We start from the raw sequence: 19,889 nt of genomic DNA on the forward strand, positions 1-19,889 counted from the left end.
AGCAGTTTACGCCGCAATGCGCGGCGACGAGACCGGCGCGATGCTGCGCTTCGCCGCGGTGCGGACGTGGGTGGTGTAGAGCGTCAGCCCGGTGAAGGCGAGCCCGCCGACCAGATTGCCGAGCACGGTCGGGATTTCGTTCCAGATCAGATAGTCGAGGATCGAGAACTTGGCGTGCAGCATCAGGCCCGACGGAAACAGGAACATGTTCACCACCGAGTGCTCGAACACCATGTAGAAGAACACCAGGATCGGCATCCACATCGCCAGCACCTTGCCCGGCACCGTGGTCGAGATCATCGCCATCACCACGCCGGTGGAGACCATCCAGTTGCACAGCACGCCGCGGAAGAACAGCGTCGCCATGCCGGCGGCGCCGTGCGCCGCGTAGCCGAGCGTGCGCCCCTCGCCGATATTGCCGAGCGCGGTGCCGACCTTGTCGGGCGCCTGGCTGAAGCCGAAGGTCGTCACGAACGCCATCAGGAACGCCACCGTCACCGCTCCGGCGAAATTGCCGATGAACACCAGGCCCCAGTTGCGCAGCACGCCGCCGATCGTGCAGCCCGGGCGTTTGTCCAGCCAGGCCAGCGGCGCCAGCACGAACACGCCGGTGAGCAGGTCGAAGCCGAGCAGATACAACATCGTAAAGCCGACCGGAAACAGCAGCGCGCCGATCAGCGGCTGGCCGGTGTTGACGTTGATGGTCACCGCGAACCAGGCGGCGAGCGCCAGGATGGCGCCGGCCATATAGGCGCGGATTACCGTGTCGCGGGTGGACATCAGGATCTTGGACTCGCCGGCGTCGACCATCTTGGTGACGAATTCAGAAGGCGCGAGGTAGGACATCTGCTCCGTGCTCCGTTTGCTGCTGAAGAGGCCGCGTCGGAACGCACAAGCGACGGGAGCAACATGGGAGCGGAGTCTGGGCGACGCCGCGGCTCTCCTGATGGAGAGCTGTCCCATTGCTGTCTGCCGGGCACCGGCTTGGGCAATTCTCGGACGGCGGTCGTCGTTGACCGGAACTTACTAAGCAATCGCCGTGCCAGCGACTGACGGCTCTGGCTACGCGTATTTCCCCGGGAAATTCCTCAGATCACGCTGCACCGGCCCCGCCGCTGGGCTGCGCCGATGCCCAGAGTCTGCGCAACGGGCCTGCGCATAGCTCGCATTTGAGGCACCTCTCAATCCGACCACGGCGGCCCGATGCTGCCCGAGCTATCGTCAGTTCGCCGGGAGTTACTTCGGAAGGATCCGGGCCAGCACCCGCTCGATCCAACTGTCGCCGGGGTCGGTGCCGGGCGGCAGCGGCAGCGGACGCGCCCGGCTCGACCAGTCGACAGCCGGCCCGGCCGCTTCGAGCAGCCCCGCGGCGAGATCCGCCATGCTGTGTTTGGCGACGCCGTGCCCGCGGGCGCCGAAGCTGAACCGAACCGTCCGGATCTGCGGGTTGAAGGCGTCGACCGGATAGAGCTGGGTCATCAGAAACCGCAAATACGCGAGGATCTCGCCGCGCTGATACACCCGATCGATCACGAGCCCGATCGCGTTCTGCGGGCCGTTGACGCCCGGATCGTAGTATCCGGTCACGGTCGAGGGATCGAATGCGTAGACTTCGCGGATGCGGCCATCCTTGTAGGCGGCCTGCTGCGCCAGACCGCCGCCGAGCGAATGCCCGACCGCAACGATCCGCGGCGCCGGCCGGCCATGGACAGCCAGCGCCCGATCGAGGATCGGGCCGATATGCCGCTGCACCTGCCGGTATTGATCGTCATACGGCAGGAAACGCGTCACCCAGCGGAAATTCGCCATCCAGTCGTCGGCCTCGCGAAAGTCGGTGCCGCGAAACGCGACGACGATCTCGTTGCGATCCTGGTGGCCGAACACCTTGTAGCCGAGCCCGCCGAGGGCCTTGCCGCCGCACCCGCCCTCGCCCTCCGGACACGGCAGCGGCCCCTCGCCCTGCTCGATCAGCGCCCAACCGGCGGACCAGCCGCCCAGCAACTCGGCGGTGACCCGCGCCAACGCCGGATCGTTCGGCGCCGGGCGCCTCAGTAGTTCCTGCAGCTTCGGCGGCCCCTCGCCGCCGTCGCGGTCGTAGGCCCACAGCGCGAACAATGCATACGGCAGGTAATGACCGGCATAGGCCGACGACGGCAGGTGCGCCTCGCGATAATCGCCGACCCGGACGAACATCTCGCCGCTGTTCTGGCGATAGCTGTCGAACGAGCCGTGCCACCACAACCACCCGGCCAGCGCGGCCGCAGCAACCAATCCAACAATCACCAGGGCACGCATCGAGCTCTCCCAGGCTTGGTATCAATCTAAGGAATACGAGAGCAATTCACCAATTGAAGCTGACTTGGCCCTTCCCAACGGTGCTGAGTCCTCATCCTGAGAGCCCGGCACAGCCGGGCGTCTCGACGGATGAGGCTACGCATGGCCCCGCGGCGCATGGTCCGAGACCGCGCTGCGCGCGTCCTCACCACGAGGCCCTGGCCCGCCAGCATTCGGAAAAGGGTGCGTAGTCCCATTTCCATCAAACAAAGACCGGCTCTGGCCGCGTGCCGATCGCCGCAATCCTGGCGACAACGCGCAACCTGCGATCAACGCAACCTGCGATCAATATGTCCTGATTTGCAGCCGACCGCCAGCCGCGCGTGCACGCGGATCGCTACAACTAACGATCAAACGATCGACCTAGATACCGTCGCGGCATCATAGCTCTCCGCACCGCTAAGCTGGCCCCTCGCCGAGCGCTCGCAAGGCCGAGAGTCCTTCACGATAGGATGGATAGGCTAATGTAACCCCCAATTCTGTGCGGATCAGGTCGTTCCGGACCCGGCAATTCTCCAGATAGAAGCTGCGCGCCATTGGAGACAGCTCGGCGTGCTCGTAAGCAATTTCAGGAGGCGGTGTCAGTCCGCATAGTTCAGCGGCGAATTCGACGACCTGCTGCGGCGGTGCCGGCTCATTGTCGGTCACATTGTAGATGGCACCGGGGCGCGGTCGCGAAAGTGACGCAGCGACCACCGCGGCGATATCGGCAACGTGAATTCGATTGAAGACCTGGCCGGGCTTGATGATACGCGTCGCCGTTCCGGCTGCGAGCTTCTCCAGTTGGTTTCGGCCCGGGCCGTAGATCCCTGACAGACGAAAAACTTGCGCTCCCAATGCCAGCCAGCGCTGCTCGGCAGCGATCCGGAGCTGCGAGCGGGGTTTTTCGGAGGTCGCAGGCGTTGTTTCGTCGACCCAATTGCCGAGGTGATCACCGTACACGCCGATCGTCGAAAGATAGCCGATCCACCGCGGCCTGGAATCACTGGTGATCGCGCCAGTGAAGGACGCCAGAACCGGATCGCCGGATTCATTCGGAGGCACCGACGACAGAATGGCGTCGCTCGACTTGATATCATCAGCGATCAATGGGTCGACATGAGAGGATGAAAACACCCGTGCCGTGATCCCGCGCCGGCCCAACTCTTCGGCCTTTGCGGTTGTTCTGACGGTTGCAGCGACCTCGATCCCGGCGCCCTGCAAATGCTGCGCGATATAGCTGGCCGAATAGCCCAAGCCGAAAATCAGAATTCTCATCCGGACATCATTTTCATCTGGGAATGACGATGCGCAGGATACCAAACATCCGGGCCGATGGCTGCGTCCTTATGAGTCCGCGTCCTGGTTGGGCCATCAAAATAGGCCAGGCCAGGAGCTTCGCGTCAGCTCAAAAACACAAAGGGCGGTGATCGTGTCGCGATCACCGCCCTTTTCGACCAAATGAGTCGATGCCGTTACAGCGGCATGTTGTCGTGCTTCTTCGCCGGGATTTCCATCTTCTTGTCGCGCAGCATCGCCAGCGCGCGGGCGATGCGGCGGCGGGTGGCGTGGGGCATGATCACGTCGTCGATATAGCCGCGCTCGGCTGCGATGAACGGCGACAGGAAGCGGTCCTCGTATTCCTTGGTGCGCGCCGCGATCTTGTCCGGGTCGTTCATGTCCTGGCGGAAGATGATCTCGACTGCGCCCTTGGCGCCCATCACGGCGATCTGCGCGCTCGGCCAGGCGTAGTTGATGTCGGCGCCGATTTCCTTCGACGCCATCACGTCGAAGGCGCCGCCATAGGCCTTGCGGGTGATCACGGTGACCAGCGGCACGGTGCACTGCGAGAACGCAAACAGCAGCTTGGCGCCGTGCTTGATCAGGCCGCCGTATTCCTGCGCGGTGCCCGGCAGGAAGCCCGGCACGTCGACGAAGGTGACGATCGGAATGTTGAAGCTGTCGCAGAACCGCACGAACCGCGCCGCTTTTCGCGACGCGTCAGAGTCGAGCACGCCGGCGAGCACCATCGGCTGGTTGGCGACGAAGCCCACCGTGCGACCGGCGATGCGGCCGAAACCGGTGATGATGTTCTTGGCGAAGGTGTCCTGCAGCTCGAAGAAGTCGCCCTCGTCCACGACTTTGAGGATCAGCTCCTTCATGTCGTAGGGCTTGTTAGGATTGTCGGGGATCAGCGTATCGAGCGAGAAGTCCTCACGCTCGATATCGTCGAAGCTCGGCCATTCCGGTACGCCTTCGGACGAGCTCGCCGGCAGGAAGTCGAGCAGCCGGCGCATCTGCAGCAGGGTCTCGACGTCGTTCTCGAACGCGCCGTCGGCGATCGACGACTTGGTGGCGTGCACCGAGGCGCCGCCGAGTTCTTCCGGGGTGACGACTTCGTTCGTCACCGTCTTCACGACGTCGGGGCCGGTGACGAACATGTAGCTGGTGTTCTTCACCATGAAGATGAAGTCGGTCATCGCCGGCGCATAGACGTCGCCGCCGGCGCACGGGCCCATGATGACGCTGATCTGCGGGATCACGCCGGAGGCCTGCACCACGCGGCGGAACACGTAGGAGTAACCGGCGAGCGCCGCGACGCCCTCCTGGATGCGGGCGCCGCCGGCATCGTACAGGCCGATGATCGGGGCCCGCGCCTTCAGCGCCATGTCCTGGATCTTGGTGATCTTCGCCGCGTGGGTCTCGGACAGCGAGCCGCCGAACACGGTGAAGTCCTTGGCGAACACGAACACCTTGCGGCCGTTGACCGTGCCCCAGCCGGTGACGACGCCGTCGCCGGGGATCTTGGTCTTCTCCATCCCGAATTCGGTCGAGCGGTGCTGGACGAACATGTCCATCTCCTCGAACGAATGCTTGTCGAGCAGCAGGTCGATCCGTTCACGTGCGGTGAGCCGGCCGCGGGCGTGCTGCGCGTCGATGCGCTTCTCGCCGCCGCCGAGCTTGGCTGCCGTGCGCCGTTCGTCCAATGCTTCCAGGATGTGCTTCATGATCAATAAGCCGAATTTCTTTTCTTGGTTGGGCGTGCGGAGCTTTTGCCCTTGTTTCACCGCAACAATCAAGGCCTTCTAGCACGGGCGTTTCGCGCGGGGAAACCGCCTAGGACCGCTCCGGCCTAGCGCTTTCGGCGGGCTTTGGACCGATCGGCGCGCCGGCAGCCCCGCACCGCCGCCAAATCCGCAACGGCCGGATGCGAAACCGCGATGGCGCGGTGCGCCGAACCCTCCTATATCGCGGGGCCGCCACACGGAGCCGCCCGATGACCACCGCCCCGCCCACCGCCGATCCGACCATGGCCCATCCGACCATTGCCGATCCGACGGTGGCCAATGGCGGCGTCCTGACTGTACTGCGGGCCGAGGGGCTGGCTCTGTTCGTTGGGTGCACGTTGTTCTATGTGATCTCGGACGCGCCGTGGGAGCTGTATGCGCTGCTGTTCTTCGCGCCAGACTTGGGCTTTCTCGGCTATCTGGCCGGCCCGAAGGTTGGCGCGGCGGTCTACAACGCGCTGCATTCCACCATCGGGCCGCTGCTGCTGGCGATCGCAGGGATCGTGCTGCTGGCCCCCTATGCCGGCACCGTCGCGATGATCTGGCTGGCGCATATCGGATTCGACCGCGCGCTCGGCTTCGGCCTGAAATACAACGCCGGCTTCCGCTTCACCCATCTCGGCCGGATCGGCAGGGCGCCGGCCGGCCAGCCCTGAGTCAGCGAACCGGGCCGCGCCCCGACAGCCGCAGCACGAAGGCCAGGACCTCGGCCACCGCCTTGTACAGCTCCTCGGGGATTTCATCGCCGAGCTCGACGTGTGACAGTGCGCCGGCGAGCATTTCGTTCTCTTCGACTGGAATGTCGTGCTGTTTGGCGACTTCGATGATCTTGGCGCCGAGCACGCCTTTGCCCTTGGCGACCACCCGGGGGGCGCCGGCATAATCGTAGTGCAGCGCGATCGCGAGCGGATTCTTGGTGTCTGTTGTGGTCACAGCGCGCGGTCCAGGAAATGACCGGCTGCGGCCGGGCGTGGTGCGGGCGGCGCGCCGTCGCGCACCACGATGTCGCCGGGCACCAGATCGGCGCGGGCGAGCGCGCGGCCCAGGTCGGCGGCGCCGGCGCGCAATTGGGCGGTGGTGGCGGGACGCTCCGCCCACAGTCGCACCATGGTCTTCTCCCCGCGCAGCGAGATCAGGGCGTGCACCGGCCCGGCGGGCTCGACATCGAGCGAAAACCGCGCCTGCCACACCGTACCACCGGTGTCGCCGGGCTGGGCCGCCTCGTCGCTGTCACGCGAAATCGCGAACTGGGCCACCGCGGTCCCGTGCGGGGTGGCGAGCGGAATCTCGAAGCTCCAGCGCGGCGGAGCGGGCTCGACCCGGGCCGCGGCGGCGTCGACCCGGTCCGGTAGCGAGGCGACCTGCAGCAGCGTCTGCCGCGCCAGCGCGCCCTCGGTCTCGGTCAGAATCCGGCGCAAATTGGCATCCGGCGCGGCGCGCGGATCGAGATTGGCCGGCATCACCGGCTGGGCGGCCGGCAGCGCGCCGGGAAACGGCGGCGGCGGGGTGTTGGTGCGGGCGATACCGCTGTCGTCCTTGACGACCCGGTTGCCGGTCAGCGCCGGCAGCAGCGACAGCAGCACCGGATTGCTGAGCCCGGCCTTGGCGAGCACCGCGGCGGTCTGCGGATCGGCCTGCAGCGCTCGCTGCAACGCGCTCAGCGTCGCCGCGCTGCCGGCGGCGGTCTCGGCCTGCGCGGCGGACGCGGTCGCCGCGGTCGCGGTGCCGGTGAGCTGGGCGATGACGTTCTTCACCAGCGACTGCTCGGCGGTGGACGCGGCTGCGCCCGCGGCGGTCGAGCCCGCCAGCGAGGCCAGCGTCGGCGACGCGGTCAGCGGCAGCGCGGGCGTCGCGGCGGTCGCCGCCGTCCGCCCGCTGAGCCCGAGCAGGTCGGCTTCGGCTTTCATCTGGGCGGTGAGCGCCAGCAGCGAGGTGCCCTGCCCGTTCTGCAGCACCGGTGTCGCCGTGGTGCCGCCGGCCTGCGCGGTCGCAGCCCCGAGCGCGGTAGTGAGCACCTGGCGCAGCACCAGCAGCGCCGCCTTCAGATCGGTGGCCGCGCCGGTGCCGGCTGTCCTGCTCGCCAGCGACGCTTCGAGGAAAATCCCGGAACTCTGAAATGCCTTCTGGATATCGGCGCCGGTCAGGCCGCCTGCGGTCGGCAATTGCTGCGCCAGCACCTGCGCCGCGGCCTCGCGCACCGCCGCCGGCATCCCGCCGGACTTCGCGGCCGCGCCGAGATCGGCGAACAGCGCCGACAGCCCGGTCTGCTGCGTCACCGCGGTCTGGGCTGCGGTCGCCACCGCGGCGGCCTGCTGCGGCGTCAGCGCCGGAGTTGCGGCCGGCACGATGCTCGGCGCCGCCTGCGCAGAAGTGACCACGATCGCCTGCGGCCCGAGCGTGACGCGGTCGACCGCCGGGCCGGACGCCGCCAGCGCGGCTTGCGCGGTGGTGGTGGTGACCGGCTGATTGACGATCGCCAGACGAATGCCGTCGTCGGTCTGCGACACCGTCACCTGCAACGTCTGCCCGGCCTGCAGCGGAACCTGGGTGGTGGCTTCCACGGTCTGGCCGCCGATCGCGATCCGAACCTGGTTGTTATCGCCGACCGACAGCACCTTGGCCTGCAGCACCGCCCCGGGCTGCAGCAGCACGTCCGCGGTCACGCCTTGCAGCGCGACGAGGGAAAGGTTCGGATTGACCGAAATCGCCATCGCTGTCCTTTGCGGGCGGCTGCTGAAAGCGCGATCCGATCAGACTAAGCGAGGGTCGTAAACCCGTCGTTAACTTCTCCGGGAACCCAGCGCCGCGATCACCTGGGCGGCGGCGGCGAACTCCGCCTGCTTGGCGGCGCGGCGCGCGGCGGCCTCCTCGTCGAGGCCCCATTGCTCGATGTTCCAGTCCTCGTCGACATGCGCTGCCGCCCACACCTGATCGGCATCGAGCCGGCCGTGCGCCAGCGCCAGCGCCAGCAGCGCCGAGCCGGTGATGGTGGTGACGACGTGCAGCGCGCCGAGCAGCCAGGGATCGGCCGGCAGCGCCGCGCGCGCCGCGGCACGCGCGGTCTCCGGCTGCGCGGCGTGGACGATGCCCTGCGCCAGGATGAAATGCGCGCCGAACGCCTCCGCCGCCCAATACAGCACCGGATCCCAATGCTCAGCTTCGCGCGCGATCAGTTCCTCCGGGTGCGCGGCGCGATAGCACAGCAGATCCGAACCGAAGTACTTGGCGATGTCGTCGGTCACCGCCTCGATCCGGCCGGCGACGCCATCGATCACGCTGTTGGCGAGCCGGGTCAGCGGCATCGTCGACGGATCGATGGTCTCGCTTTGCGCCTGCCATTCGGCGGCGATCGCTTCGGCGAGCGCGGCGTCCGGCGCGGCGAGCGCGTTGCGCGACGGCGTCTTGACCGGACGATCGTCGAGCCGCACCGCGAAGCCGCCGCCGTCCTCGGCGACGCTCGCCTGCGTGTAGAACCGCTTCGGCAGTTGCGCCCGGCTGGTGCGACGCACCGCTTCGTTGGGATCGAGCGGCGACTTGCCGGCCACCTCGTCGAACAGATCACGCATCCTGGTTTCTCGACTGAATCACTGATTGGCACAGGCGCGCGAATAGGCGGCGCGCTCGCTGGCGTTGAGCCCCATCGCGGCGCCTTCGTCGAGGCATCGCGAAATCCGGTCGCCGAAATGGCCGCGCTGCTGCAACTGCGCCTTCGGAAGATCCGGCGCCGGCTGGATCCGCTCGTGGGTGAGCGGCGGCGGAGCGGCGAGTTGCGGCACCTTCGGCACGGTGATCACCGGCGGCGGCGCCGATGGCGGCGGGGCCGGCGGCGGAATCGCCGAGGGCGCGGCGCCCGGCAGCACCACCTGCGCGGCTGCGGGGGCAGCGAGCGCTGCGATCAGCAACGCACTGGCCATCAACCCGAGTACCAGAGGCTTCAGACCCCGGTTCGTCATAACCGGGCTTGTCCCGGCCATCCACGCCTTCTTCGGCAGACACGCTGCAAGACGTGGATACCCGGGACAAGCCCGGGCATGACGGGAGAGTGAGTGGAGAGGAAGCGTTGCCATCTTGGCCATGTCGGCATCGCCGCACGCCGCCGCAAGCCGGCGCAGGCCCTCATTCTTCCGGCGCATGTTCAATCGGATCGAACCGGTCGTGCTCCAGGCCGAGCAGGTTCCAGCTCTGCAGCATATGCGGCGGCAGCGGCGCCGAGACGTCGATCACACCGCCGCGCGGATGCGGGATCACGATGCGGCGCGCGAGCAGATGCAGCCGGTTCTGCAGGCCGCCGGGGAGCTGCCAGTTCTCGATGTTGAAGTACTTCGGATCGCCGACGATGGCGTGGCCGATATGCGCCATGTGGGCGCGGAGCTGATGGGTGCGCCCGGTCACCGGCTTCAGCGACACCCAGGCCAGCTTCTGCCCCGAGGTCTCGACCACCGCGTAGTAGGTCACCGCGTGGCTGGCGCCGTCGTCACCATGCTTGGCGACGCGCATGATCGAATCCTCTTCGCTCTCGTCCTTGGCCAGATAGGTCGAGATCCGCCCCTGCTTCGGCTTCGGCACTCCGGCGACCAGCGCCCAATAGATTTTCCGCGCCGAGCGGTGGCGGAACGAGCCGGTCAGCGCGGTCGCGGCGAACCGGGTCTTGGCGACCAGCAGACAACCGGCAGTCTCCTTGTCGATCCGGTGCACCAGCCGCGGCTTCTGGCCCTTACTGTCGCGCAGCACTTCCAGCATCTGGTCGATGTGCCGCGTGGTGCCGGAGCCGCCCTGCACCGCGAGCCCGGCCGGCTTGTTCAGCACCAGGACGTCGGCGTCTTCGAACAGCGTCATCGCCTTCAGCGCGGCAAGCGTCTTCTGCTCGGCCTCGGACAGATGCCCGGGCGGCTTCGGCGTATCCAGCTTGAGCGGCGGAATCCGCACGTTCTGGCCCTCTTCCAGCCGGTCCTTGGAATCGGCACGCTTGCCGTTCACCCGCAGCTCGCCTTTGCGGACGATGCGCTGGATGTGGCTGAACGACAGGCCGGGAAACCGCGCTTCGAGGAAGCGATCGACCCGCATGCCGTTCTCGTCCGCGGTTACGGTGACGGTCTCGACCTTGGTCGGCAGCGGCGCGTCGGGCTTGGCCTCGGGCCGCTCACGGGTCTCGACCGGCGCCGGCTGCGCCGGGCGCGGCCTGCCCTCGCCCACCGGCCGTGACGATCGCGCCGGCCCCGCGCCGAACAGAATTGGCTTGTCGCCCGACCGCGGCGGTCGCGACGCTCCCTCGCCGCGCGAAGTCTTCGACGGCGCGCCGGCGCGCAACGGCTTGGCATCGCGCGACAGCTTGGCGCCACCGGGCTTGCCGGCGCCAGGCTTGCCCGCGAGAGCTTTGCCGGCACCCGGCTTCCCGGTCTTGGCGCCCAGCCCGGCGCGCGCCGGCTTACCGCGCGTGCCGTCGGGGCCACGCTTGGCGAGAGGTTTCTTGACGCGGCGGCTCATGGGCGCTCCGGGAGCATGGCGTCGTCGCGCGGCGGCCAAGGGCCGCACAGCAACAACGCGTCAAAACAGATGCGGCCGTGCCTAGCGCAAAACCGCCAGGCGGTCACGGGAATTGCGGGGGGCAGCCGGCCGCGGTCTCGCGGCGTCGGGCGCCCGAGTTGTGCGGCAGGCCATCCCAAAGTGAGGGGCAGCCGAGCGCCGGAGCGCCGGGCGTCTGCCGGAAACGCCCTCCGTCGCTCCACGGCGGCGACTTCTGGCTCGGGACCGTTCGTCCGGAAACACAGGGAGCTTTCGAGATCTCCCCGTCCCCTATGCGTGTCCAGCCACGAACAGGGTAGCCGCTCGTAGTAGCCGCGGACGGCGCCTTTCAACCTCCACAAACAATCTCACAGCTCTCCACGCTTGCATTAACGAGACTCTGACGGGTTGCTTAGCCATGGAAATAGCTGCACCGGAGCGGAACTGATAGCCGGAGTTGGCGGCGGCGGAGCTGACACGTCTTGAACAGGCAATTGGATAGGCTCCGCAATGAACGGATAGAAATTACCCTCCACCATTCGCCGAAGCTTCTTGTAACGAACCTTGTTGGTAGGACCGGTGGCATCGCGGATGATCGTATAGAATCGGCACGATTGCTGCTTGCTCCACTCGAACAACCCCTTCGTCGAGGAAATGAAAGTATTCTCGTTGATTTCTGCAGCCCGCTGGAACGAGGCGACCATAGCCCATGCGGCGTCGTTTGCTCGGGCCGGGGTTGCATCCTTGACACGCAGACCACCGTCCGTGAGCGTCACATCGAAGATGTACTCCGTCTGGCCGGCCGAGGTGGTCCAGCAGGAAGGATAGGTCAATCCATTACCCACGCGCATAAGGTTGTTTCGCTCGCGAGTGAGACGATCATTGTTCGCCTCAAGCTCCGCAATCTTCTTATCTGCCTCTGCGCCCGTAACCATCTGCGACAGCGGCCTGACCTGCTCCGGCACAGTAGACGCCCCAAGCCGATCAAGGACGTCCATCGCTCGCTTCAAGACGGCAGGAGGATCGTTCGGCTCGATCTCCGCAGCGCGCTTCATTGTATTTTCAAAACTGAGGCGTTTCTCGTCCGCCAACAACCCAAGAGACTTAATCAGGCCAGATTGCTTCTCCAACTCGGCATTCTCGTCACGCGCAGCGGCTAGCTCCCGCTCCAATTTTTGCACACTCTGGAGCCGAGTGATCAGCAACTGAACACTCGCAACATCGGGAGCGCCCCCGAGCACGAGAGCCTGCTGCAGTGGCTTCAATTCAGCAAGCGTCGCCGAAAGCTTCGCTTCGCGCTGTTCTGCCCCTTTAGCCCTTTCTTGAGACTGTTGAACCTTGTACGCGAGGAGAAGCAGCAACAAGAATAGAAGGAGGAGAAGCACTTCAGCTAAAGACAGACCTAGAATGAGACCTCGACGCTGCTCGCGCTCGTCAGCAATTCTTGAGGCCATTTGCCATCCTCACTACTTTTGTCCGAACGGCCAGAAGCGCCGCCTCGGCCTGACCCGCGCCACCAAATCAATCGCCCTCTCGAGTTGCCCAACCATCTTCTCGAGGTTATCGGCAAGGCTATCCATCCTGTCGTTCATATCCGACGCATGCATCTTGATACCATTCTCAATCCGGCGAGCGACGTCTTCGAACGATTGAAAGCTGCCCGCTTCCTGTTCAAACGCCACATCAATTCTCTCCGCAGCAGCACTTGCAACACGGCTGATGTTCGAAATCGCGTCCTGAACCACCGTCGCCGATTGCGCGGCAGCGCTCCTCGTCGCCTGCTGCACGCCGACATGAAAGGTCTCGAACTCGGCCAACATCATGTTGAGCTGGGCGCGCAAGTCCGCCGACGTATGAAGGAGGTCCTGACGAACCTCGTCCTCCACTTCATCAATGTCGCCTCTCATCTGCACGAACAGAACACGACCTGCGACTCCTACGATCGTGGTGAAGAGCGCGATACCGAATGCGCCCACGACATCATCGACCGACGTGCCTCCTCGTAGCTGGAGCAGCGCGGCTGAGAGACTGGCCAGTGTGAAGATAAACCCGAGGTAGTAGAAATTGTCGCCTAACCGATCAGGGCGCATCCTAACCTTGGGAAACTGAAGCGCCACAAACCCATACAAGAGCATGAGGCCCACCGCACCAACCGCCACATAATCTGTGGCAATGCCCCACATCTTCAGAGAGAGTATTACGCCAAATCCGGCAACTGCTACGACCGCAAAAAGCCCCTTGTCAGGCATGTCGTTGAAGAAACGCCGACGCGGCAGAGTTCGCTGAGCCCGCTCCAACCTCGTTTCGGCATTCGAATCGCCCTCGAACTCCGCCGTATTCCCTGCAGTTTCGGTCATTTGGAAGCCCTTCAGAGCGGGTCGACAACCAACAACCGCCCACCGGAAGATTCAATTAATTGTTCCCAGAACAACTGGTGCCCACGGTTCTGAACGGGTTTTCCGTTACGGGCCGCAGACAGCCGAAGCAAATACAGAATGTCGACATCGGCCCCCTTGAGCCGCGGCTGTAACGCAGCCCACGCAGCCGACTGAGAGAGCTTCCGAAAATCAGCCTCCGACTGAAACTGGTTGGACAGTCGAGTATTCTGTACCATGTCAGAAATCATGGTAACGCGGAGGGGAATCTTCCCAGCCTCGATGGGGCCAAACGAGCTGATAGCAGCGCCACGCAAACTCTCAATGATCGGCGAGTTCGGCTCGCTCGAGGCTCGCAGTAGCTCAGATATCGTTTGATCAAGAATCGCGACGAACTTCTTCTCATATTGATTTCGGACGAATTCTGGATTCTCAATCCAGGGGTTCGCCTCATCGGGTTTGCCGAGCGCGCAGATGCGCAATTTTGGCTCAAGGCTATGAGCCGCATCTCCCTGAAAGGTGTAGATGTCGAACCGAAGCCCGAACGGGGCGTCGTTCTTCAGCTTATCAATGGATTGCCGTATCCGTTGCCCCTGCTGCTCCGAAATCGGATCACTGCGATCGATCAAGATCATGTGGATTGCTGTGGGACCAGACTTAGGACAATTCGTTTCAGCATCAAGGACGGGATGAGAGCTCTTGACCAGCCAGTAGGTTACACCAAGAGCTCCGATAACGGAGATGCCGAGCACCGCCAGGACAATTCCGGTCAATAGATCCGAACGCCCTTTCGATCGTCGTCGACGCCGCGCCATTAGTCAGACATCTTTGTGGGATGGGGATAGTTCGTCATAAGCAGTTCGTATTCTTCGAGCACCGCAGTAGACAGCTTTCTCAGTTCATCGAGGGCAGCATTGGCATCGAGCGGTGGCGAGGACGGCTCGGCTATTTCCTTGAGCACAGTCGCATCCGAGAGAAAACTGTACGGCAGCTTCCACGGAACATCGAAATAGCGTGGCCTAGGCGTGTTCCTGTGATGCGTGTTTGCATCGCGATAGCGGGCAAGCAGTTGATTGACGGAGGTTTCGACCGTCGTCTCATAAGCCTGGAAGGCCTTCAGATGCGCATCACGCTGCGTTCGAATCTGCGCGGCTTGCTGCGGAAACAGGGGGATTTGCCGAATGCCAGCGTTGATCGCCTCGACCGTCTGCTCTTTGATCTCTGCCAGATCGTCGAATAGCATCGCGTGTTCATCACTATATTCTTCGCGTGCGTGCAACGCCCGACGGTAATACGCACCGTATCGCGGATACGGATCGTCAAATGTCGCCCCCTTCCACACTGCAAGGAACGCCCAAAGCAGTCCAATACCGAAAAGATAGAATGAGTTCAGATCTGCGAGCGCCATCGGCGAGGATTGAAGCGTTTGCCGCGCCGTTCCAAATGCCATCGCTTCCCCGACAGCGGCGGTCGCGTCGCGATAGTGGGCTGCAAATCCGTGAAAAACGATAAGAGAAGCCACACCAATTATGGTGACAACGAATCCGCAGAACTTGACCAAGAGATTTCTGTGATTCAACCAACGAACTGGGAACAGACCGAGAATAAATCCTAACGCGACATTGACGAATGAAATGCCAATTGCAGTGACTATGCCCCCGACCAAGCCAAGGGCAGCCCCTTTTGCGAAGAATACACCGTTTAGGACAGATTCGACCGCGATCAGCAGAAAGAGAAGACCAAAGGTCGTCCAACGATGTCCCGGGTTGCGTGCAAGCCGTTTGAGTTTGTGTCTTTCTCTGAAATCGCGAAGCTCGTCGCGGTAGGCGATAAAAGTTTCCCTGAGTGGCCCGAGTTCGGCTTCTGCACGATGATTGGCATCACGAAGCTTGGTCAACGTGTTCTGAGCAAGCAGATCGAGTTTTGCGAGCTCCGTCTGAACCGACACGGCAATTAGCCGTGAGCCATAGGCCCGCAGATTGTTGATTAGATCCGCGCCGTGCCAACTCCACTCGCCCTCCAGTGTCTGGACTATCCGCTGCTCGACGCCATCCAGAGATTGAGAGTCACTCGCAGGCTGTTCTCGTGAACCTCGCTCCGCCGCAACTGCGTCAAGATCGAGCTTTCGTGCGATTTCGTCGGTATCAATCGGCTTAAGATATCCCTGAACGAGACCACGCCCGTCGTCACCCCGAATGGCGTCCTTGGCCTTACGAAACACTTTGGCAATCATACGCTTGCCCTTTGAGCACCCGCGCATTCCATTCTTGGTGCGCCAGACTTTACCACAAAACCGGAGGTTGCGGCGCCTTTGTGATCCAAGATGCGGTCTTTGTCCAACAGGTTGGATTGCATGTTGGCTCGCCAGCGAGCCGATATCCCGCGCATGGGATCAGCAAGCGTAGGGTGGGCAAAGGCGCGTCAGTGCAGTGCCCACGTGTAGGTCGCTCCGCGATGCTGAGCCGCTGCGCCGCGTGGGGCTTCGCTTTCCGCAGTCGCTCTTCGAGCTATGGCGGACAAGCCGCTCAGCGCCACCCTACGGGCCGCGCTCGCTCGTCGCGTCAGGCGGACGACGCTTTCGGCTGATCCGCCCACGGTTTCATTCGGCGTGATCGCGCCTGCCCCGCTTCCGCCCGGGCGGTCCTGGCGGCTCTTGAGCGCCGGCAACCCTTGAAAGATGCTATCATTTTTCCTAGTTTGATAGCACCGGTTTTATCCCGCGGAGGACGCCATCATGGTCGCCGTCACCATTCGCAACCTCTCCGAGGAGGCGCATCGCGCCCTGAAGGTCCGCGCGGCGCAGCACAATCGCAGCGCGGAAGCGGAGATGCGCGCCATTCTGGAGGCCGCGGTCCGCCCCGAGGGCCGCTTGCTGCTCGGCACGGCTTTGCAGGAGATCGGGCAGAAATACGACATCACCAATGCTGATATCGAAGCCATCGAACAGGTCCGAGACAAGCGTCCTGCCGAGCCGATGAAGTTTGAGTGACCGGCGCTTCGAATGATCGTGCTGGACACCAACGTCGTCTCCGAAGCGATGACGCGCGAACCGCATCCGCGGGTGCGCGAATGGCTCAATGCTCAGTCCGCCGAGACGTTGTTCCTGTCCAGCATCACCGTCGCCGAACTTCTGTTCGGCGTTAGCGTCTTGCCGGCCGGAAAGCGTAAGAACGCCTTGGGCGCTGCGCTCGACGATGTGTTGGACGTGTTTGCCACCCGCATCCTGCCGTTCGATACCCCGGCTGCACAGCGCTATGCCGATCTCGCCGTCAAGGCGCGCGCGGCCGGCAAGGGCTTCCCCACGCCCGACGGCTACATCGCCGCGATCGCCACCGCGCATGGGTTCGCTGTCGCGTCGCGCGACGCGAGTGCGTTCGACGCCGCCGGTCTGACCGTGATCGATCCCTGGACCACAAATGACTGAGACGCATCAAGCGTAAGCAAGCGTAGGGTGGGCAAAGGCGCGCAAGCGCCGTGCCCACGCGCTGTTGCACACCGCGTTTCGCGTCGGCTTCGCTTTCCGCCGTCGCTCTTCGAGCTATGGCGGACGAGGCGCTCGGCGCCCCCCCCTGCGGGCCGTCGCGGACTTACGCCTGCGCGATCGCCCCCCGGGCCGCCCTTGCCCGCTGCAGCGCGTGCAGCGCGATGGCGGCATGGATGCCGATTGCGATGGCGAGCGCGACGACGAGCTGCAACGTCGTGGCCGGGATGGTGAGGACGGCGTACAGGCCGAACGGGATGAACACCAGCACGGCGCTGGCGAGGCCGGGATTGTAGCTGCGCAGATGTGCCGCCATGCCGAGATGGCTGAGGCCGTTGACCAGGATCAGCCAGGCCGCGGCGAGGCCCCAGCCTGGAGCGATGAAGTACGCCGCATACAGCGCCGCCAGATTGATGCCCCAGACGCCGGGGAGATTGATCAGCAGCACGTCGCCCGTCGTCAGTGCCTCGACGCCGCCGAACACGCGGGCGTTGACGAACCGGCGGAAGCGGTCGCCGAGGTGCTCCTCGACCTGGTGCAGCATGTAGATCGGCGAAGCCAGATAGATCAGCAGAAGCGCGCGATCGCCGCCGGGCACGCCGAGCGGCAGCAGCAGGAGCAGCGCTACGCCCATGAACAGCGCGGCCGCGACCCAATGGGCTTCCAGATACGATCTGATCATGTGCGTACCGAGGTTGCCGGGACGGCGCAAGGCTAGACAGGATTACTTAACCGTGCGTGTCGGCGGCAGGCGGGCAGCGTGATCGGCATCAGCACGTAACGCGGAGCCCGGGTGAGCGGAGCGATACCCGGGATCACAGGATGATCCGCCGCCCCGCATCTCGCTGCGCTCATGCGGGCTACAATCCGGTCGGTCCTCCGGTCCTCGGATTCGCGCGCCCCGGAATGATGTCGGGAAGTCGTTCAGCGGATAGGCGCGCTATGCCGGAGTCGTTCGACTGGGCGGATCGCTCCGCGCGAGGCCGATGAACCGAACACGCCCTCCGCTCGACGAACGCTGGGTGCGCCGATGTTCGGGCCCCGCGCGACGCGTTCGGATGCCGTGAGTGCGATGGAACGCTTCGACTTCGACCCGGTGTCGCGCCTCGATCCTTCATGGTGCGGAGCTGGTTGATGCTGAAGCGGGTGTTGATGTGTGTCATGACGATTGCGGTCGGCACCGGCGCGGCCGGCGCCAAGGACATTCCCGGCGGCAAGGATCATCCGCTGATCGGCCGCTACGACGGCGCCGCGCTGACGCTGTACAAGACCAGCGACTATGCCGAGCAGAACATCCTGACAAAGCCGATCACCTCGGCCGACCGCCGCGCGACCGGCAAACGCCTCAACGTCGCCAACAGCGTGCCGGCTGCCGGCCGGTCGTTCCGGATCCGTTACGACGGGCCGGCGGGACGCTCGCCGCTCGAAGTTGCGCGTAACTTCCAGAGCGGACTGAAGGCGAAGGGCTTCGACATCCTGTTCGAATGCAAGGGCGGCGAGTGTTCGGACCTGTCCGGCTCGGAGCTGTATTTCGCGCTCCAGGACGAAAGCCCGCTCGGCAAGGGCGACATCCATTCCAATCCGGGCTCGCAGGTGTTCACCGCGGCCAAGCTGACGCGCGCCGAAGGCGATGTCTATGCGACGATCTATGTCGGCGACTTCAACAAGGCTCCGGAGGTGCTGGTCGACGTCGTCGAGACATCGCCGATGGATGAAGGCAAGATCGTGTTCGTCGACGCCGCCAAGATGCAGAAGGACATCGACGCCACCGGCCGCGTCGCGCTTTACGGCATCCTGTTCGATTTCGATCAGGCGACAATCCGGCCGGACTCACAGCCGACGCTGAACGAGATCGCCAAATATCTCGGCGCCAATCCGTCCGTGAAGCTGATCGTCGCCGGACACTCCGACTGGAAGGGCGGCTTCGACTACAACATCGACCTGTCGAAGCGGCGCGCCGAGGCGGTCGTGAAAGCGCTGACCGGCATGGGCGTTGCGACTGCGCGACTGCGCCCGTTCGGCGCCGGGCCGGCGGCGCCGGTGGCGAGCAATGCCAGCGAATCCGGCCGCGCGAAAAATCGTCGCGTCGAATTGGTGAAAGCCGAATAGTTCGGGAGGCGCCGCCCCGCATATCGCTGCGCTCATGCGGGCTACGGTTCCGCGGTTCTTTATCGGGCGAGTCCCGCGCAGCTCATCGCGGGATTCCGGGTTCGCGCGCTGTGCGCGCGCCCCGGAATGACGGCCTGTTGCGCCATCTTGCGCTCGGCATCCGAAACCGCGACACTCCGCGGCAATCAGAAGCTCTTGGGGGAAACCAGACGCATGCAATACGACGACGTGGTCCGCGGCCGCCGCTCGATCCGCGGCTACAAGCCTGATCCCGTGCCGCGGGAATTGATCGAGGAAATCCTCGAACTGGCGATGCGGGCGCCCTCCTCGATGAACAGCCAGCCGTGGAATTTCACCGTGCTCACCGGCGCGCCGCTCGACCGCATCCGCGCCGGCAACACCGAGCGCAACCTCGCCGGCGTGCCGCACAGCCGCGAATTCCGGATCGGGCAGCCGTTCGCCGGCCCGCATCGCGAGCGGCAGGTCACGGTCGCCAAGCAGTTGTTCTCGGCGATGGGGATCGCACGCGACGATCAGGCCAAACGGCAGGACTGGGTGTTGCGCGGCTTCCGCCAGTTCGATGCACCGGTGTGCATCATCATCACCTATGACCGCGTGCTGAGCGACAGCGACGACACCGCCTTCGATTGCGGCGCGGTGACCAACGCGCTGGTCAACGCGGCGTGGTCGCGCGGCTTAGGTGCCGTGATCAACAGCCAGGGCATCATGCAATCACCGGTGGTGCGCGAACATGCCGGCATCGCCGACGATCAGGTGATCATGAAGGCGATCGCGCTCGGCTGGCCGGACGACGGGTTCCCCGCCAACGCCGTGGTGTCGGAGCGCAAGCCGGTGCGCGACGCCGCGCGGTTCGTCGGCTTCGACGGCTGACACGATGTGACGTGACATCGCTCCGCGGCCCGGCGCCGCGGGGTGCGGCGTGTGTCAAGCAGCTTTGACAAACCCTCGCAATTCGGAGAGTAATGCAAGCAGCCGCGCCCGAGCGGTCACCGCACGGGCCGGCCGCAACAACGCGGCCGC

Annotated in this window: 19 protein-coding genes; 5 read left to right on the top strand and 14 right to left on the bottom strand. The window is 64.6% G+C overall.

The window, feature by feature from the left end; translation table 11 throughout:
- Positions 1-6 precede the first annotated feature (6 nt).
- The 4 genes from DU475_RS01235 to DU475_RS01250 form a co-directional block, all read right to left on the bottom strand.
- Entirely contained in the window at positions 7-846 is an 840-nt protein-coding gene (locus DU475_RS01235; protein WP_013501955.1) for a formate/nitrite transporter family protein, read from the bottom strand.
- Positions 847-1,236: 390 nt separating this feature from the next.
- On the bottom strand, positions 1,237-2,295 hold the full coding sequence (locus tag DU475_RS01240; RefSeq protein ID WP_164630232.1) for a Tle-like phospholipase domain-containing protein: 1,059 nt from the start codon (positions 2,293-2,295) through the stop codon (positions 1,237-1,239).
- Positions 2,296-2,733: 438 nt separating this feature from the next.
- Positions 2,734-3,591, bottom strand: coding sequence for an SDR family oxidoreductase (locus DU475_RS01245; RefSeq protein WP_164630234.1), 858 nt, complete (start codon positions 3,589-3,591; stop codon positions 2,734-2,736).
- A 197-nt stretch (positions 3,592-3,788) separates the two neighbouring features.
- Positions 3,789-5,321 carry an acyl-CoA carboxylase subunit beta gene (locus DU475_RS01250; protein ID WP_013501952.1) on the bottom strand — a complete coding sequence of 511 codons (1,533 nt, stop codon included), beginning with the start codon at positions 5,319-5,321 and terminating at the stop codon, positions 3,789-3,791.
- Between the two features lie 269 nt (positions 5,322-5,590).
- On the opposite strand from DU475_RS01250, the gene DU475_RS01255 reads away from it, so the two are divergent.
- Entirely contained in the window at positions 5,591-6,037 is a 447-nt protein-coding gene (locus DU475_RS01255) for a DUF4260 domain-containing protein (RefSeq protein WP_047308687.1), read from the top strand.
- Position 6,038: 1 nt separating this feature from the next.
- On the opposite strand, the gene DU475_RS01260 is transcribed toward DU475_RS01255, so the two are convergent.
- The 9 genes from DU475_RS01260 to DU475_RS01300 all read right to left on the bottom strand — a co-directional run bounded on the left by DU475_RS01260 (position 6,039) and on the right by DU475_RS01300 (position 15,491).
- Complete coding sequence (locus DU475_RS01260; protein ID WP_164630236.1) at positions 6,039-6,314, bottom strand: EscU/YscU/HrcU family type III secretion system export apparatus switch protein; 276 nt, start codon at positions 6,312-6,314, stop codon at positions 6,039-6,041.
- Positions 6,311-8,092: a flagellar hook-length control protein FliK gene (gene fliK / locus DU475_RS01265; protein WP_164630238.1), complete on the bottom strand. Its 1,782-nt coding sequence runs from the start codon at positions 8,090-8,092 to the stop codon at positions 6,311-6,313. Before fliK ends, DU475_RS01260 begins: the two co-directional genes overlap by 4 nt.
- Before the next feature lie 69 nt (positions 8,093-8,161).
- The gene (locus tag DU475_RS01270) at positions 8,162-8,947 is read right to left on the bottom strand and encodes an ATP12 family chaperone protein (protein WP_164630240.1); all 786 of its coding nucleotides are present in this window, start codon (positions 8,945-8,947) and stop codon (positions 8,162-8,164) included.
- A gap of 18 nt (positions 8,948-8,965) precedes the next feature.
- A complete protein-coding gene (locus DU475_RS01275; RefSeq protein WP_246700206.1) occupies positions 8,966-9,295 on the bottom strand; it encodes a hypothetical protein in 330 nt (109 codons plus the stop codon).
- A 202-nt stretch (positions 9,296-9,497) separates the two neighbouring features.
- Positions 9,498-10,865: an RluA family pseudouridine synthase gene (locus DU475_RS01280; protein ID WP_164630241.1), complete on the bottom strand. Its 1,368-nt coding sequence runs from the start codon at positions 10,863-10,865 to the stop codon at positions 9,498-9,500.
- A gap of 407 nt (positions 10,866-11,272) precedes the next feature.
- Positions 11,273-12,337 carry a hypothetical protein gene (locus DU475_RS01285; RefSeq protein WP_164630243.1) on the bottom strand — a complete coding sequence of 355 codons (1,065 nt, stop codon included), beginning with the start codon at positions 12,335-12,337 and terminating at the stop codon, positions 11,273-11,275.
- Positions 12,338-12,349: 12 nt separating this feature from the next.
- Positions 12,350-13,240, bottom strand: coding sequence for a DUF3450 domain-containing protein (locus tag DU475_RS01290; RefSeq protein ID WP_164630244.1), 891 nt, complete (start codon positions 13,238-13,240; stop codon positions 12,350-12,352).
- Between the two features lie 11 nt (positions 13,241-13,251).
- Entirely contained in the window at positions 13,252-14,031 is a 780-nt protein-coding gene (locus DU475_RS01295) for a hypothetical protein (protein ID WP_164630246.1), read from the bottom strand.
- A 41-nt stretch (positions 14,032-14,072) separates the two neighbouring features.
- Positions 14,073-15,491 carry a hypothetical protein gene (locus tag DU475_RS01300; protein ID WP_164630248.1) on the bottom strand — a complete coding sequence of 473 codons (1,419 nt, stop codon included), beginning with the start codon at positions 15,489-15,491 and terminating at the stop codon, positions 14,073-14,075.
- A gap of 501 nt (positions 15,492-15,992) precedes the next feature.
- Here DU475_RS01300 and DU475_RS01305 point away from each other — a divergent pair.
- Complete coding sequence (locus DU475_RS01305) at positions 15,993-16,247, top strand: FitA-like ribbon-helix-helix domain-containing protein (protein ID WP_047308694.1); 255 nt, start codon at positions 15,993-15,995, stop codon at positions 16,245-16,247.
- Positions 16,248-16,259: 12 nt separating this feature from the next.
- Complete coding sequence (locus tag DU475_RS01310; RefSeq protein ID WP_047308695.1) at positions 16,260-16,682, top strand: type II toxin-antitoxin system VapC family toxin; 423 nt, start codon at positions 16,260-16,262, stop codon at positions 16,680-16,682.
- A gap of 163 nt (positions 16,683-16,845) precedes the next feature.
- Here the strand turns inward: DU475_RS01310 and DU475_RS01315 are convergent, their stop codons facing one another.
- Positions 16,846-17,421 (bottom strand): HXXEE domain-containing protein, encoded by a 576-nt coding sequence (locus tag DU475_RS01315; RefSeq protein WP_164630250.1) that lies wholly within the window; start codon positions 17,419-17,421, stop codon positions 16,846-16,848.
- Between the two features lie 452 nt (positions 17,422-17,873).
- Between DU475_RS01315 and DU475_RS01320 the strand changes: the two genes are divergently transcribed.
- Entirely contained in the window at positions 17,874-18,848 is a 975-nt protein-coding gene (locus DU475_RS01320) for an OmpA family protein (RefSeq protein WP_164630251.1), read from the top strand.
- Positions 18,849-19,061: 213 nt separating this feature from the next.
- Positions 19,062-19,739 carry a nitroreductase gene (locus tag DU475_RS01325; RefSeq protein WP_164630253.1) on the top strand — a complete coding sequence of 226 codons (678 nt, stop codon included), beginning with the start codon at positions 19,062-19,064 and terminating at the stop codon, positions 19,737-19,739.
- The last annotated feature ends 150 nt before the right edge of the window (positions 19,740-19,889 follow it).

The organism is Rhodopseudomonas sp. WA056 (assembly GCF_010906995.1).
Lineage (GTDB): Bacteria > Pseudomonadota > Alphaproteobacteria > Rhizobiales > Xanthobacteraceae > Rhodopseudomonas > Rhodopseudomonas palustris_G.

Coding starts and splice junctions, on each gene's coding strand:
- DU475_RS01235 (WP_013501955.1), bottom strand. CDS start 846: ATGTCCTACCTCGCGCCTTCTGAATTCGTCACCAAGATGGTCGACGCC.
- DU475_RS01240 (WP_164630232.1), bottom strand. CDS start 2,295: ATGCGTGCCCTGGTGATTGTTGGATTGGTTGCTGCGGCCGCGCTGGCC.
- DU475_RS01245 (WP_164630234.1), bottom strand. CDS start 3,591: ATGAGAATTCTGATTTTCGGCTTGGGCTATTCGGCCAGCTATATCGCG.
- DU475_RS01250 (WP_013501952.1), bottom strand. CDS start 5,321: ATGAAGCACATCCTGGAAGCATTGGACGAACGGCGCACGGCAGCCAAG.
- DU475_RS01255 (WP_047308687.1), top strand. CDS start 5,591: ATGACCACCGCCCCGCCCACCGCCGATCCGACCATGGCCCATCCGACC.
- fliK (WP_164630238.1), bottom strand. CDS start 8,092: ATGGCGATTTCGGTCAATCCGAACCTTTCCCTCGTCGCGCTGCAAGGC.
- DU475_RS01270 (WP_164630240.1), bottom strand. CDS start 8,947: ATGCGTGATCTGTTCGACGAGGTGGCCGGCAAGTCGCCGCTCGATCCC.
- DU475_RS01275 (WP_246700206.1), bottom strand. CDS start 9,295: ATGGCCAGTGCGTTGCTGATCGCAGCGCTCGCTGCCCCCGCAGCCGCG.
- DU475_RS01280 (WP_164630241.1), bottom strand. CDS start 10,865: ATGAGCCGCCGCGTCAAGAAACCTCTCGCCAAGCGTGGCCCCGACGGC.
- DU475_RS01285 (WP_164630243.1), bottom strand. CDS start 12,337: ATGGCCTCAAGAATTGCTGACGAGCGCGAGCAGCGTCGAGGTCTCATT.
- DU475_RS01290 (WP_164630244.1), bottom strand. CDS start 13,240: ATGACCGAAACTGCAGGGAATACGGCGGAGTTCGAGGGCGATTCGAAT.
- DU475_RS01300 (WP_164630248.1), bottom strand. CDS start 15,491: ATGATTGCCAAAGTGTTTCGTAAGGCCAAGGACGCCATTCGGGGTGAC.
- DU475_RS01305 (WP_047308694.1), top strand. CDS start 15,993: ATGGTCGCCGTCACCATTCGCAACCTCTCCGAGGAGGCGCATCGCGCC.
- DU475_RS01310 (WP_047308695.1), top strand. CDS start 16,260: ATGATCGTGCTGGACACCAACGTCGTCTCCGAAGCGATGACGCGCGAA.
- DU475_RS01315 (WP_164630250.1), bottom strand. CDS start 17,421: ATGATCAGATCGTATCTGGAAGCCCATTGGGTCGCGGCCGCGCTGTTC.
- DU475_RS01320 (WP_164630251.1), top strand. CDS start 17,874: ATGCTGAAGCGGGTGTTGATGTGTGTCATGACGATTGCGGTCGGCACC.
- DU475_RS01325 (WP_164630253.1), top strand. CDS start 19,062: ATGCAATACGACGACGTGGTCCGCGGCCGCCGCTCGATCCGCGGCTAC.